This is a genomic window from Mycobacterium sp. 852002-51613_SCH5001154 (genome assembly GCF_001667425.1).
Taxonomy (GTDB): Bacteria; Actinomycetota; Actinomycetes; order Mycobacteriales; family Mycobacteriaceae; genus Mycobacterium.
The window spans coordinates 57,159-70,228 of the sequence record NZ_LZII01000034.1 but is presented as its reverse complement, the minus strand read 5'-3'; the positions used below and the strand labels follow the sequence as shown (position 1 = coordinate 70,228).

Sequence of the window (13,070 nt, the reverse complement as noted above, 5' to 3'; positions counted from 1 at the left end):
CTGATCTGGCACCAGGACCCCGGCGCTATTCTTAGCGCCCGGACTCAAGGAGAACCTCTATGCGCACCTTCGAATCAGTAGCCGAACTCGCGGCCGCTACCGGCGAAACCATCGGCCACAGCGACTGGGTGACCATCACCCAGGAAGACGTCAACCTGTTCGCCGACGCGACCGGCGATCACCAGTGGATCCACGTCGACCCGGAACGCGCCGCCGCCGGTCCCTTCGGTGGGACGATCGCCCACGGTTTCATGACCCTGGCCCTGTTGCCGCGCCTGCAGCACCAGATCTACACGGTCAACGGCATCAAGCTCGCAATCAACTACGGCCTCAACAAGGTTCGCTTCCCCGCCCCGGTTCCGGTCGGCTCCCGGGTGCGCGCGCAGACGTCGCTGGTCGGTGTCGATGACATCGGAAACGGCGCCGTGCAGGCGACCATGTCGACGACCGTCGAGATCGAGGGTGCGCCAAAGCCGGCGTGTGTGGCCGAGTCCATCGTTCGCTACGTGTCGTGACCTCCTGCCGCGAAACTTAAACTACGGCAGCGCTTTACGGCGTGTCGTGCGCGTGATTTAAGTGCAGCCGGGTCAGAACTCGGCGACGGAATGCTCGAGCCGCTCGGCCAGCCGCGCTTGGGCTTCCGCGCGCCTGGTGGGTATGTGCGCGGACGGGAATGGCGTTGTGACCGGCTGGTATTCGCGCAAGGTGCGGCGGGCCACCGTCATCTTATGCAGTTCGGTGGCGCCGTCGGCGATGCCCAGCGACTCGGCCGCCACCATCATCTTCACGAACGGCATCTCATCGGAGACGCCGAGCGCGCCGTGCAGGTGCATGGCCCGTTGCACGACGTCATGCAGCACCTGGGGCATGGCCACCTTGACCGCCGCGATGTCGCGGCGCACCTTCTGGTAGTCGTGGTGCTTGTCGATCAGCCACGCGGTGCGCAACACCAGCAGCCGGAACTGTTCGATCTGTATCCAGCTGTCGGCGATCTTCTCCTGGGTCATCTGAAAATCGGACAGTCGCCCGTGCCGCGTCTTTCGGGACACGGCACGTTCGCACATCATGTCAAAAGCGCTGCGCGCCAGAGCGATCGTGCGCATCGCGTGGTGGATGCGCCCGCCGCCGAGTCGGGTTTGCGCGATCATGAACGCCTGACCCTCGCCGCCCAGCACGTGGTCGGCCGGGACGCGCACGTCGGTGTAGCGGACATACCCGTGGCTGGCGCGCGCCGACGACTCGGCTCCCACGCCCACGTTGCGGACGATCTCGATGCCCGGTGTCTCGGCCGGGACGATGAAAAGCGACATCTTGTCGTACGTGCGCGACTCGGGGTTTGTCACCGCCATAACGATGAAGAACGAGGCGTGCTTGGCGTTGGTGGAGAACCACTTCTCCCCGTTGATCACCCAGTAGTCGCCGTCGCGGGTAGCGGCGGTGACGAACTGTCCGGGATCGGAACCGCCCTGCGGCTCGGTCATCGAATAGCACGAGGTGATCTCGCCGTCGAGCAGCGGTTGCAGGTAACGGGCCTTCTGATCGTCGGTGCCGAACATCGCCAGGATCTCGGCGTTGCCCGAATCGGGCGCCTGGCAGCCGAACACCGACGGCGCCCAGCGGGAACGGCCGAGGATCTCGTTGAGCAGCGCGAGCTTGACCTGGCCGAAGCCCTGGCCGCCGAGCTCCGGCCGCAGATGCGCGGCCCACAGGCCCTGATCCTTCACCTGCTGCTGCAACGGCCGCAGGATCGCCATCATCTCGGCGTTCTTCTTGTCATAGGGGTCGAGAGCGACCAGATCGAGCGGTTCGAGCTCGTCGACCATGAACTTTTCGACCCAGTCGAGCTTTGCCTGATATTCCGGGTCCGTTTCGAAGTCCCACACGGTGGCCACCCGTTCCCCGGCGCTGCGTCGCGCCGGACTCATCGATGAAGCCACCCCATCGTAGATGGCGGCGGCGGGGTCAGTCTTCGCGGCGAGTATCGATGACACGCTGCGCGATGTCGGCGAGCTTGACCTGGCTCTCCTGGGATAGCTGACGGAGCAGGTCGAACGCGCGCAGTTCGTCCACGTTGTAGCGCTCCATGATGATGCCCTTGGCCTGGCCGATCCGGTCGCGCGTCGACAGGGCCGATTGCATCTGCTGCCCGTGGCGGCTGGCCATGATCGCCGACGCCGCGTGTGCGGCGAAGATGGTGCCGATGGTTTCGGCCTCGGTGTCCCAGACGTTGGCCTTATGGCTGAACAGGTTCAGCGCTCCCGCCGTGCGCTCGGCGGTATACAGCTTGAACGACAGGCTGCTCAGCACGCCGCGTTCCACAGCCGCCGGCGCATAATTTGGCCAGCGGGGTTCATTGCGGAGGTCATCGGTCCGCACGATCGTCTGTTTCAGGGCGGCGTCGTGGCAGGGCCCCTCATTGAAGTCGTGTTGTAGCTTGTCGAGCTCCGCAGCCAGGCTGTCGGTGTCGGCCACCGATTCGAAGTCCCCGCCCCCCTTGATCAGCAACACCCCGGCGACGTCCGCGGCCGGTATCAGCGCTACGGCGGTGTTGGTCACGTCGTTCAGGACATGAGCGAGCGAGCGCGGCGCGGCGGTGTCGCGGGCCAGTTCGGCCATGCGCACGGCCAACTGGTGCCGGGCATTCGGGTCCGATAACTCCATAGGACCGGATTGTCCACTATGGCCGCCGTCGCGTCACCCGCACACCGGTCCGCGGCGCTGGGCGGCCCGCGCCGGAAGTTGCTGTCACCGCCGTTTGGCGGCGAAGGCCGCGGGTACCCGGCGAAACCATAACCTTCTCGACAAGCCAAGGGAGACCAAGTGTTCGTACACAACAAAGATCTTCAATTCGAGGTCCGCGTCGACCGGCCGGACCCGCGGTTCGCGACGTTGCTGATGGACCAATTCGGCGGCGCCAACGGCGAACTCACCGCCGCGTTGCAGTACTTCACTCAGGCGTTCGTGCTGCGGCAGAAGAACCCGAAGATGTACGACCTGTTCATGGACATCGCGACCGAAGAACTCAGCCACCTCGAAATGGTCGGATCGATGATCACCATGTTGCTCGACGGGCTCAACGACAACCTCAAGATCGCCCACGAGAAATGCGACTGGATGCCGGCGGTGGCCAGCGGCGACGGCCGGGACAGCATCATCCATTCGGTATCGGTCAACCCGCTGTTCCTGGTGCTCAGCGGCGGTGGGCCGGACGTCAAGGACTCCGGGGGAAACAACTGGACCGGCGCCTACATCGATGCCAATGGTGACCCGACGGTCGACCTGCGCAACAACATCGCGGCCGAATCGCGCGCGAAGATCGTGTACGAGTACCTCAAGCAGTACACCGACGATCCCGGCGTGCAGGACACCCTCAACTTTTTGATGACCCGCGAGGTGACGCACTATCAGCAGTTCACCGCCGCGCTCAATGAGCTTCCGGTGAACTTCCCGCCGGGGCAGTTGCCGGGCGACCCGCGCTTCCAGAACGTCGCGTTCAACATGTCCAACGGTGGCGGCGAATCGATTCGCGGCCCGTGGAACGAGGGCCAGGGGCCGTGGCCGAAGGGCATGTCATGGGAGTACGTCGAGAAGCCCGAACAGCAGTGGCTCGGCGGCAGCACTCGCCAGAACCAGGGTGCACAGCAGAACCCGCAGGGCTCACCCGCCATCAAGGCCGAGAAGCCCTTCACGCACGAACAGCACGTTCCAACAAGCTAATTGGGACAAAGAGGCCGGGCGCTGAGGATCCAGCGCCCGGCCTTCAAGTCTCCTACTTGACCTGCGGGTCCGGCGGGTTGTCGTCCGCACGGCCGGTCAACGCGTCGCGCATGTGGTCGACGATTGCCGCCCCCAAGCCCATCGTCTTGAGCACGGTGGGGTTTGGCGGGGTGTCCGGATGGGGCCGGGTCGGCGCGATTTTCTTTGCCTGCTCCAGCTTTTCGCCGATCTTCTCCAGCTCTTCTCGGCTGATCGCCAGCTCCACCTGCGGCCAGACCACGTCCTGCTCGTACGCGATGTGTTCGCGGCCCGCGCGCACGAACTCCTGCAGCGCCTCGTGATAGTCCGGCTCGCCGGGCTTGCCGTCCTCGAGCCGCTGCAACAGCTGCTTGCCGGCCTGCTCCTGCTCGATCGCCTTGTCGACGAGTCCGTCGCCTAGCGCGTCGCGGACCGCCGGCCAAAAGAATTGCTCCTCAATGGCTTCGTGCTGCGACTCGGCGATGATGAGGTTGTTCACCATCGTTTCCAGGCCGCTCGCCTCGGCGCCCGAGCCCGACGGCGCCCCGTCGAGCGTCTCGAACAGACCGAGGACACTCTTGTGGTCCTGGCGAAGAAAAGTGATTGCATCCATGCCTTGCCTTCCAGTTGGGCTTGTCACTCGAAGTGGCCTGCGGATACCCGGGCCCGGGGCGTTGAAACTGCTGCCAGCGGCGCAAACTCCGGTGCGGTTGCGGCAAAACACCGTCGTTTCAACCGGTCTCGTCGGGGTAGGCGGTCGAGTCCAGGTCCGTCTAGTGCAACTGGGGCAAGACGTTGGTGCGGTAGAAGTCGATGGCCGTCAGCGGATTGCTTTGGGGGAAATGCAGAAACGGCACGGCGCCGGCGTCCAGGACCGCTTGCACCGCCTTGATGTGGGGGGCGGGGTCGGTGCCGACGGTCCAATTGGCCAGCACCTTGTCGATGGGATTGACCGCCGCGGCACGCTGTATTTCGACTGGATTCGGCTGGTCGACGGCGCCGGCGGTGAAGCGCCATAGGCCGGCGGCCGTCGTCGCCTCGGTGTTATCGCCGACGACAGCGAACAGCTCCGCGCGCTTGCCCAGGCTGCCCGGGTCGCGGCCGGAGGCCTCCGCACCGGCGCTGAATGCGGCCACGAGTGCGGGGTTCGTGACATCCCGGGCCTGACCGATCCAGCCGTCTCCGTATTGACCGGCCACAGTTGCGCTCTTGGGTCCGCTGGCCGCCACGAAGATCGGGGGCGGTGTGGACGGTGTGTCGTATAGCTTCAGCGCGTTGGTCTGAAAGTACCGGCCGGCGAACGAGGTTCGCGATCCGCTCCACAACTGGCGGATCAGGCTGATTGCCTCGACCAAACGGTCGTGGCGTTCGGCATATTTGCCGAACGCGGTTGTGGTCGCCTGTTCGTTGAGCCGTTCCCCGGTACCGACACCCAGGAACACCCGGCCGGGGCTGAGGATCGCCAGCGAGGCGAACGCCTGTGCCACCACTGCCGGGTGATAACGGTATGTGGGGCAGGTGACTCCGGTGCCGAACGCGATGCGGCTGGTGACGTTGCCCACCAGCGCCAGCGTCAGCCACGGGAACATCGAATGGCCTTCGTTGTCCTGCCACGGCTGAATGTGGTCGCTGGCCCAGACATACTGAAAGCCGGCCTGTTCGGCCGCCTGCGCTTGTGCCACCAGCTGGTCGGTGCGGAACTGTTCGTGCGAGAGCACCACGCCCACCCGCTTGACCGCGGGCGGTGGCGGGGCGGCGGGTGCGGCGTGGTCGTTACCCGGGCGCCCGCAGCTGGCTGTGCCGAGCATGCCCGCTGCGGCGGCCATCCGCCCGAATGCGCGACGCGAAACGCCGGTCACCGCCCTAACGTACCCGCTGCTCCGGTCATGACACCCGGATGTGGCTCACCCGCTAGCCTGACTCGGGTGACTCCCCAGCCACGCCCGGCGCGCAAGGCCGATGTCCGCGAGCTGTCGCGCACCCTGGGCCGGGCCTTCTACGACGACCCGGTGACGACCTGGCTGCTGCCCGACCCGAAGGACCGGGCCGCCAACCTGCACCGGTTGTTCGCAACGATGACCCGCCACCACCATCTGGGCTGCGGCGGCGTCGAGGTGGCTTGCGCCGGCCCGGACATCGGCGCGGCGGCGCTGTGGGATCCGCCGAATCAGTGGCGCGAGACCCGGCGGGGCGAACTGGCGATGATTCCGACGTTTCTGCGGGTGTTCGGCCTTCGTACCGCGAGGGCGCGCGGCCTGCAGGAGCTCATGAAGCGCATGCATCCCGAAGAGCCGCACTGGTATCTCGCCGTGATCGGGAGCGACCCCTCGGTCCGCGGGCAGGGCTTCGGGCAGGCGTTGATGCGGTCGCGGCTGGATCGGTGCGACGCCGAATACTGTCCGGCCTACCTCGAGTCGAGCAAGCCCGAAAACGTGCCGTACTACGAACGTTTCGGCTTCACGGTGACCCGCGAGATCGTCGTCCCCGATGGCGGTCCCACCATGTGGGCGATGTGGCGGTCGCCGCGCTAGGGGCGGGTTGCGTTTAGCCCCCCGATCCCGCGGGCAACCGTTCCCGCATGAGCGAAAACCCCCAAGCCGACGAGCTGGTGGATCCTGCGGACTTCCCCGAGGAGGGCGGTCCCGGTGACACGTTGAACGCGAGCGAAGGTACCGACTCCGACGAGTTGCACAACGACGACGGCGACGTCGTCGTCGACCCGCCCGAGGGCTGGAGCGAAGCGAACCGGTTTGGCATGACCGCGCGAGAAGAGCGTGAGGGCGAATCGCTGGATGCCCGGCTCGCGGAGGAGGAACCGGACATCTCGCCCGACTTGCCCGGGGAGGGTGTGGACGCGCTCGCCGACGGTCCTCCCGGACGCGCCCATCGGGGCCAGATCGATGGAGCGCCCGAAGACGGCCAGTCGCTGTATGAGGTCGTCGATGAGAACAGGGCGCCGGATTTCACTCAGACGACGGACTGAGGTAGCCAGTGTTCGACTGTTCACTCCAGGTGCGGCGCGACTAAGGCTTGCTCTTCCAGCCGGCGATGCCGATGGCGATCATCCGCAACTGCTTGACGGCGAGCCGCCGAATGTCTTCCAGCGTTTCGGCGCTCTGCGAATCCTCGATCGCCTCCGCGATCACGATCATCGCGTTGACGAACAGGGTCGCGAGCACGTTGAGATCTTCGGTGGTCCACTCGTGCAGCCGTGGAAAGCGCGCCAGGTCGGTGGCCAACTCGGACGTGATCAACCGGATCTCGGTGCGGATGGCGTAGCGCAGCACGCTGAGCCCGCTGTTGCGTTCGCGAGCAATGAATCGCCAGTGTTCCCGCCGCTGCGCGACACTGGCGACCAGAATTTCGACTGATGATTCGATCACCCGGTTCGGGTCGAGCTTGCCGGCACGCGCGTCACGCAGGGTGTCGCGCAGGCTTCGGAATGACTCGTCGATCAGAACCAGCCCAAGGGCCTCCATCGACTCGAAGTGGCGATAGAACGCGGCCGGCACGATCCCGACCTCACGGGTCACCTCACGCAGGCTGAGACTGGAAAAGCTGCGGTCCTGCAGCAGCTTGAGTGCCGCGGCGATGATTGCGCGACGGGTCGCCTCCTTGCGCTCCTCACGCGACCGACTTTCGCGCGAGCGCTCGCGACCAGAACCGCGCACCCGTGAGCTAGGAGTACGGCTGTTCACTATGTGAACCCTACCACAGACCTGCGGAAACCCTTGACTGACCGGGGGGTATGGTCCCACGGTGTACATATGTTCACTCAAACCGCTCAGACTTCGGGTCGAACTTTCGCTCGGACTTTTCGGAAGCGAGCTTGGGTTCAGACCTTCTCGATCTCCTCACCGGCCCGCACGGCGTCGACCGGTACACCGAGCTGGTGGCGCCGACCTGGACGCTGGGGGAGGCCCGCGCCAAGGTGATCGAAGTGCGCCGCAGCGCCGCGCGCAGCGTCACCCTCACCCTCGCTCCCAACGACAGCTTCGCATCCGCCCATACCGTCAAAGCCGGCCAGTACGTCAACCTCACCGTCGAAATCGACGGCCGCCGGCACACCCGCTGCTATTCCCCGGCCAATGCCGAGGGGGCCGCCCACCTCGAGCTGACGATCGGACAGCACGACGGCGGGCTGGTCTCGAACTACCTGTACGAACACGCCCGGCCCGGCATGGTGTTCGGTCTGGCCGGCGTCGGTGGCGACTTCGTGTTGCCGCAGCCGGGGCCGAAAGGACCCCGCCGGATCTTGTTCGTTTCCGGCGGAAGCGGCATCACCCCGGTGATGGCCATGGTGCGCACCCTGGTCGCCGAGGGGCACCCCGGCGAGATCGCGTTCATCCATTACGCACGAAACGCGGGCGATGCGTGCTACCGCGACGAACTCGCGACGCTGCCCGGCGTCCGGGTGCTGCACGGCTACACCCGAGCCGAGGGCGGCGACCTCACCGGCCGATTCGACGCCGCGCATCTGGCCGCCGCGATGCCGTCACCCGATGCTGTGTTCGTCTGCGGGCCAACGCCTTTGGTCGACGCCGTCCGAAAGCACTGCGACAACGTCTACACGGAGAGCTTCGTGCCACCCTCCTTCGAGGCGCCGGCCAATCCCTCGGGGGGGCGGGTTACGTTCTCCGACAGCGGAGTCGATGTCGTTGACGACGGACGTTCGCTGCTAGAACAGGCGGAATCGGCCGGCCTGTCACCCGAAAACGGCTGCCGGATGGGCATCTGCCACACCTGCACGCGGCGGAAGACCGCCGGCACGGTGCGCAACCTGATCACCGGCGCGGTCTCGACCGGCCCCGACGAGGACGTGCAGATCTGTGTGTCCGTCCCGGTCGGCGATGTGGACCTGTCGCTTTAGCCCAACCAACCCTGGAGGAAAAGCCATGACACAGAACAAGATCAACCTGACCCCCGAACAGGCCGACGCATTCGGCCGCGAACTGGACGCCATCAGGGAACGCGTGATGGCCAGCCTCGGCGCTGAGGACGCCGACTACATCCGCCGCGTCATCAAGGCCCAGCGGGCGCTGGAAGTCGGCGGCCGCGCGCTGTTGTTCCTGCCGCCCGCCTGGCTGCTGGGAACCACGATGCTGGGGTTGTCGAAAATCCTGGACAACATGGAGATCGGCCACAACATCATGCACGGCCAATACGACTGGATGCGTGACCCGAACATCTCCGGCCGGTCCTTCGAGTGGGACACCGCGTGCCCGGCCGATCAGTGGCGCCATTCGCACAACTACATGCACCACACCCACACCAACATCGTGGGGATGGACCGCGACATCGGTTACGGCATCCTGCGGATGAGCGAAGACCAGCGCTGGCAGCCGTACTTCCTGGGCAACCCGCTCTACGCCTTCTTGCTGATGGTGTTGTTCCAGTACGGCGTCGCACTGCACGAACTGGAAACCGAGCGAATCCGCTCCGGCGAAATCGAGTTGGCCGACAAACGAGACGTGCTGCGCGCGATCTGGAAGAAGACCCGTCGGCAAACGCTCAAGGACTACGTGGCCTTTCCGTTGCTGGCCGGTCCCTTCGCGCCGTTCGTCTTCACGGGCAACCTCTCGGCCAACCTGATGCGCAACGTCTGGTCCTACATGATCATCTTCTGCGGCCACTTCCCGGACGGCACCCAGGAATTCACCGTCGAGGAGACCAAAGACGAGTCGCGCGGCCAGTGGTACTTCCGCCAGGTCCTCGGTTCGGCAAACCTCACCGGTGGCAAGCTCTTTCATCTGCTGTCCGGCAACCTGTCCCACCAGATCGAGCACCACCTGTTCCCGGACATGCCGGCCCGGCGCTACGCCGAGATCGCACCCGAGGTGCAAGCGATCTGCGAGCGCTACGGCATCCCCTACAACCGCGGCCCGCTGCTGCGGCAGTTCGGCACCGTCGTCCGCAAGATCGTCCGGCTCACCTTCCCGGACTCGGTCCTGCGCAAGTCAAGCTCCGACCGGTCGGCCGATCCGGTGCCCACGGCCGCCTGACAGCCGCCCACGGCCCCCGCACCTGAGCCGGGCATTCACGTGCGGGGGCACAATGGGCTGCGTGGAATGGACCGGCGCGCGGTATGCGGACAAACCGACGGTGGAGGCATCGACATGGATCGATGCGGAGCCGGCCCGGGTGTGGAGCCTGGTCTCCGACATCAAGCTGATGCCGACGCTCAGCAACGAGCTGCAGGCCGTGGAGTGGGCCGAGGGTGCCGACGGCCCGCGCGTGGGCGCCCGCTTCATCGGGCACAACGAGCACGACGCGTTCGGGAAATGGACCACCACTTCGCAAATCGTCGCGTGTGACGAGCCACGCGAATTCGCCTGGGCCGTCGGGGAACCCGACAACCCCGCGGCGATGTGGCGGTTCCGGCTGAACTCCCGCGATGGCGGCACGGCGCTGAGCTACTGGATGCAGATGGGTCCGGGACGTTCGGGGCTGTCGGTCGCCATCGAATCGATGCCCGACAAGGAACAGAAGATCGTGTTCGTGCGGATGCGCGAGTTCGAGGCCGCGATCGGCAAGACGCTCGCGGCGATCAAGAGACTGGCCGAGCACGGGGTGCGCTGATGCGCACCGCCACCACGGTCGAGTTTTCGAGTGCCGGCCGGGACACCGCGGCCTTCGTCGTCGAGGCGGAGAAGCTGGGCCTCGATGTGTGCTGGGTGGCCGAGGCCTGGGGCTCCGACGCGCCCTCGGCCCTGGGCTACCTCGCGGCGCGGACCGAACGGATCCTGCTGGGCTCGGGCATCCTGCAGGTCGGCGTTCGATCGCCCGTCATGGTCGCGCAGACCGCCATCACGCTATCCAACCTGTCGGGTGGGCGTTTTCTGCTCGGGCTGGGCGCGTCCGGTCCCCAGGTGATCGAGGGCTTGCACGGCGTCTCGTTCAGCGCGCCGCTGGCCCGCATCTCCGAAACCGTCGACATCGTGCGGAAGGTGTTCACCGGGGACAAACTCTCGTACTCGGGCAAGCAGTTTCAGATCCCGCTCCCCGGCGGCGAAGGGGTGCCGATGCGGTTGTCGACCCGGCCCGAGCATCCCATTCCGATCTACCTGGCCGCGCTGTCTCCGGCCATGCTGCGGTTGACGGGGCGGGTCGCCGACGGGTGGCTGGGCACCAGCTTCGTCCCGGAGGGCGCCGGCGCCGCCTACTTCTCGCATCTCGACGAGGGCCTGGCCGCCGCCGGCCGCTCGCGCGCCGAGGTCGACATCTGCCAGGGCGCCGAGGTTGCGTTCGCCGCGGACGAGGATGAGCTGCACGCCATGGTCGCCGGCCGCAAGAAGGAGCTTGCGTTCAGCCTGGGCGGGATGGGGACATCGAGCACGAACTACTACAACCAGGCCTACAGCCGGCAAGGCTGGGCCGGCATCGCCGCCGAGGTGCGCGAGCGCTGGCAGCGGGGCGACCGCGACGGCGCGGCCGCGTTGGTGACCGACGACATGGTGTTGGCCACCACGCTGATCGGCACCGAGGAGATGGTCCGCGCGCGGCTTGCGGTGTGGCGCGACACCGGCGTGAACACCGTGCGGCTGTACCCGGCCGGCGACACACTGGAGGCGAAGCTTCGCACGCTCGGGCGCGCCATCGAGTTGGTTCGCGAAATCTGAGTGCCGGCGGGCTAGCTGGTCTCCGTCGGCGCCTGTGCCACCTTCACCAGTTCCACCTCCGGCCGCTCCGGCACCCCGTCGGCGAGAAACCACCGGAAGGCGAGGTTACCGCGGGGATAGCCCAGCGTGGTCAGCGAATTCGGGTGGCCGGTTCTATCGCCGGACAAGACGATCGTCACCGAGCGGTCGCTGTTGAGAGCGGCGCTGTGGCCGTTGATCGAACAGCGGGCGTCCGGGCCCTCGGCGGCGCCGAAGGTGGCCATGAATTGGTTCCACACCACCAGGTTCCAGAACCTGCACGCGGGCGGTCGGTGCGTGATCACCAGCGCTTCGTCGTCAGCGAGCACAAAGCTGCCATATGAGTAGCAGGCGTCGCGGGCCGACCAGCCGAAGTTTGCGTCGGGAACCTGATAGGGATCGGCGAATTGATTTGCCGTGTGCGCGGTTTCGTGCCCCAGGGCATGGTCGTCGTCGGCACGTGTCCCTACCGTCAGCGGCACGATCGCGAACATGGTGCGCAACCAGGTTGCGACCGCCTGCAGGCTCGCGGCAGCCTCGGCGTCGCCGTGCCGAATCGGCTCCGGATCGTCGAGCGCCTCGATCCGCCAGGTGACGGGGTGGCCGGTCAGCGGGTCGGCCTGGTAGTCGCGGGTCATCAGCACGGCGGCGTCGGGGGTGGGGCCGAGTTCGAAGGCGAAGTCGCCGTTGGCGGCCACGTCGAGATCGCTGTCGCGGACGATCGCGACCACCCGGTCGGACCACGCGCCCGGTGACGGCTCGTTGTAGGCGGTCACCGAAAAGTACACGCTGTCACCGCGATTGCCGCTGATGCGGTAGCGGCGCTTCGGGTCGACCGGACACATGAAGTAGTAGGCGTCGGTGTTGTCGCCACCCCAGCGGCGGTCGCGGCGGAACGGCGTGTTCACCGCGACGAACTGGGGTCGGCCGGGCTCGGGGAAGAGGTAGGCGTCGAATGCCACGCCGAGTGTGCTGGCGAGCATGCGATAGCCGTCGGCGATGTGGCGGTCGTCGGTCACCGCCCGGTCTCCCCCCAGGAAGGAGCGGTCCAGGGTGCCCAGGGTGGCGAGCAATTCCTGCCACGCGGCCGTCGTTTCGTGCGTCATGCGCGGATTCCCTTCAGGAGCAACGTGGTTGTGCGATCGACCCAGGCCTCATCGAGCTCACCGACACGGGTGAGCAGGCCCATCAGGGTGATGCCGGCGATGGCATCGGTGAGTTCGGTGGCGGTCACCTCGGGCCGGACCTCGCCGCGGCCCGCGGCCCGCTCCAGCAACTCGGTCAGGCCGCCGCCGATGACGCCGGCGAATCGCTCCAGCAGCGCCGAGTGCAGGGTCGGGTCCGCGGTCATCTCGCCCACCAAACCCGGCAAGGCCGCCCTGGCGGCCGGCGTCGTCAGGAAAGCCATTGAGCGACAGACCATTTCGCGTAGATCCTCGGGCAGTGAGCCGGTGTCGGGTAGCTCGGTCGCGACACCGATGGGGAACACCGCCTCATGGACCAGGTGCGCCTTGCTCGGCCAGCGCCGGTAGATCGCGGGCTTGCTGGTGCCGGCGCGTTCGGCGATCGCGGAGACCAAAAGCCCGGCATAACCGGTTTCGGCGAGCAGCTCGACCGTCGCGCTGAGCACCGCGCCGTCGATGCGTGGGTCACGGGGCCGGCCAAAATCCACTACCATTACGAAACTGAGAGTAACAT

The 13,070-nt window shown here is 66.5% G+C and carries 15 protein-coding genes; 8 read left to right on the top strand and 7 right to left on the bottom strand.

The annotated features are described in order from the left end of the window. Positions 1 to 59: 59 nt before the first annotated feature. Entirely contained in the window at positions 60 to 515 is a 456-nt protein-coding gene (locus A5750_RS08820; protein WP_066949274.1) for a MaoC family dehydratase, read from the top strand. Between the two features lie 72 nt (positions 516 to 587). On the opposite strand, the gene A5750_RS08815 is transcribed toward A5750_RS08820, so the two are convergent. Beyond that, positions 588 to 1,925 (bottom strand): acyl-CoA dehydrogenase family protein, encoded by a 1,338-nt coding sequence (locus tag A5750_RS08815; protein WP_156664298.1) that lies wholly within the window; start codon positions 1,923 to 1,925, stop codon positions 588 to 590. A 37-nt stretch (positions 1,926 to 1,962) separates the two neighbouring features. After that, positions 1,963 to 2,661, bottom strand: a complete 699-nt coding sequence (locus A5750_RS08810; RefSeq protein WP_066949277.1) for a GAF and ANTAR domain-containing protein — start codon at positions 2,659 to 2,661, stop codon at positions 1,963 to 1,965. 159 nt (positions 2,662 to 2,820) lie between these two features. Between A5750_RS08810 and A5750_RS08805 the strand changes: the two genes are divergently transcribed. Continuing rightward, positions 2,821 to 3,717, top strand: coding sequence for a manganese catalase family protein (locus A5750_RS08805; RefSeq protein WP_066949280.1), 897 nt, complete (start codon positions 2,821 to 2,823; stop codon positions 3,715 to 3,717). Positions 3,718 to 3,769: 52 nt separating this feature from the next. Here A5750_RS08805 and A5750_RS08800 read toward each other — a convergent pair whose 3' ends face one another. Further along, positions 3,770 to 4,348 carry a hemerythrin domain-containing protein gene (locus A5750_RS08800; protein WP_067262098.1) on the bottom strand — a complete coding sequence of 193 codons (579 nt, stop codon included), beginning with the start codon at positions 4,346 to 4,348 and terminating at the stop codon, positions 3,770 to 3,772. Between the two features lie 160 nt (positions 4,349 to 4,508). Further along, positions 4,509 to 5,594: a F420-dependent hydroxymycolic acid dehydrogenase gene (locus tag A5750_RS08795; protein ID WP_067262096.1), complete on the bottom strand. Its 1,086-nt coding sequence runs from the start codon at positions 5,592 to 5,594 to the stop codon at positions 4,509 to 4,511. Between the two features lie 66 nt (positions 5,595 to 5,660). On the opposite strand from A5750_RS08795, the gene A5750_RS08790 reads away from it, so the two are divergent. Together A5750_RS08790 and A5750_RS08785 are read left to right on the top strand one after the other, a co-directional pair. Beyond that, positions 5,661 to 6,266: a GNAT family N-acetyltransferase gene (locus A5750_RS08790; RefSeq protein WP_066949288.1), complete on the top strand. Its 606-nt coding sequence runs from the start codon at positions 5,661 to 5,663 to the stop codon at positions 6,264 to 6,266. Between the two features lie 47 nt (positions 6,267 to 6,313). Beyond that, positions 6,314 to 6,718 carry a hypothetical protein gene (locus A5750_RS08785; RefSeq protein ID WP_066949290.1) on the top strand — a complete coding sequence of 135 codons (405 nt, stop codon included), beginning with the start codon at positions 6,314 to 6,316 and terminating at the stop codon, positions 6,716 to 6,718. Between the two features lie 40 nt (positions 6,719 to 6,758). On the opposite strand, the gene A5750_RS08780 is transcribed toward A5750_RS08785, so the two are convergent. After that, positions 6,759 to 7,406, bottom strand: a complete 648-nt coding sequence (locus A5750_RS08780) for a TetR family transcriptional regulator (protein ID WP_197503788.1) — start codon at positions 7,404 to 7,406, stop codon at positions 6,759 to 6,761. A gap of 158 nt (positions 7,407 to 7,564) precedes the next feature. Between A5750_RS08780 and A5750_RS08775 the strand changes: the two genes are divergently transcribed. Genes A5750_RS08775 through A5750_RS08760 form a run of 4 tightly spaced genes read left to right on the top strand, consistent with a single transcriptional unit; the run spans position 7,565 to position 11,354 of the window. Continuing rightward, positions 7,565 to 8,605, top strand: coding sequence for a ferredoxin reductase (locus A5750_RS08775; protein ID WP_067262094.1), 1,041 nt, complete (start codon positions 7,565 to 7,567; stop codon positions 8,603 to 8,605). A 25-nt stretch (positions 8,606 to 8,630) separates the two neighbouring features. Beyond that, a complete protein-coding gene (locus tag A5750_RS08770) occupies positions 8,631 to 9,737 on the top strand; it encodes an acyl-CoA desaturase (RefSeq protein ID WP_066949306.1) in 1,107 nt (368 codons plus the stop codon). Between the two features lie 52 nt (positions 9,738 to 9,789). Further along, positions 9,790 to 10,314, top strand: a complete 525-nt coding sequence (locus A5750_RS08765) for an SRPBCC family protein (protein ID WP_197505386.1) — start codon at positions 9,790 to 9,792, stop codon at positions 10,312 to 10,314. Beyond that, positions 10,314 to 11,354, top strand: coding sequence for an LLM class flavin-dependent oxidoreductase (locus tag A5750_RS08760; protein ID WP_067262091.1), 1,041 nt, complete (start codon positions 10,314 to 10,316; stop codon positions 11,352 to 11,354). The genes A5750_RS08765 and A5750_RS08760 overlap by 1 nt, the downstream gene beginning before the upstream one ends. Positions 11,355 to 11,365: 11 nt before the next feature. Here A5750_RS08760 and A5750_RS08755 read toward each other — a convergent pair whose 3' ends face one another. Continuing rightward, positions 11,366 to 12,478 carry a DUF1214 domain-containing protein gene (locus tag A5750_RS08755; protein WP_067262088.1) on the bottom strand — a complete coding sequence of 371 codons (1,113 nt, stop codon included), beginning with the start codon at positions 12,476 to 12,478 and terminating at the stop codon, positions 11,366 to 11,368. Continuing rightward, positions 12,475 to 13,050, bottom strand: a complete 576-nt coding sequence (locus A5750_RS08750; protein WP_067262086.1) for a TetR/AcrR family transcriptional regulator — start codon at positions 13,048 to 13,050, stop codon at positions 12,475 to 12,477. Before A5750_RS08750 ends, A5750_RS08755 begins: the two co-directional genes overlap by 4 nt. Between the last annotated feature and the right edge of the window lie 20 nt (positions 13,051 to 13,070).

What these genes read in the sequence shown, in the direction of transcription:
- A5750_RS08765 (WP_197505386.1), top strand. Translation starts at nt 9,790, where the DNA reads ATGGGCTGCGTGGAATGGACCGGCGCGCGGTATGCGGACAAACCGACG.
- A5750_RS08755 (WP_067262088.1), bottom strand. Translation starts at nt 12,478, where the DNA reads ATGACGCACGAAACGACGGCCGCGTGGCAGGAATTGCTCGCCACCCTG.
- A5750_RS08750 (WP_067262086.1), bottom strand. Translation starts at nt 13,050, where the DNA reads ATGGTAGTGGATTTTGGCCGGCCCCGTGACCCACGCATCGACGGCGCG.
- A5750_RS08800 (WP_067262098.1), bottom strand. Translation starts at nt 4,348, where the DNA reads ATGGATGCAATCACTTTTCTTCGCCAGGACCACAAGAGTGTCCTCGGT.
- A5750_RS08815 (WP_156664298.1), bottom strand. Translation starts at nt 1,925, where the DNA reads ATGAGTCCGGCGCGACGCAGCGCCGGGGAACGGGTGGCCACCGTGTGG.
- A5750_RS08760 (WP_067262091.1), top strand. Translation starts at nt 10,314, where the DNA reads ATGCGCACCGCCACCACGGTCGAGTTTTCGAGTGCCGGCCGGGACACC.
- A5750_RS08810 (WP_066949277.1), bottom strand. Translation starts at nt 2,661, where the DNA reads ATGGAGTTATCGGACCCGAATGCCCGGCACCAGTTGGCCGTGCGCATG.
- A5750_RS08820 (WP_066949274.1), top strand. Translation starts at nt 60, where the DNA reads ATGCGCACCTTCGAATCAGTAGCCGAACTCGCGGCCGCTACCGGCGAA.
- A5750_RS08770 (WP_066949306.1), top strand. Translation starts at nt 8,631, where the DNA reads ATGACACAGAACAAGATCAACCTGACCCCCGAACAGGCCGACGCATTC.
- A5750_RS08785 (WP_066949290.1), top strand. Translation starts at nt 6,314, where the DNA reads ATGAGCGAAAACCCCCAAGCCGACGAGCTGGTGGATCCTGCGGACTTC.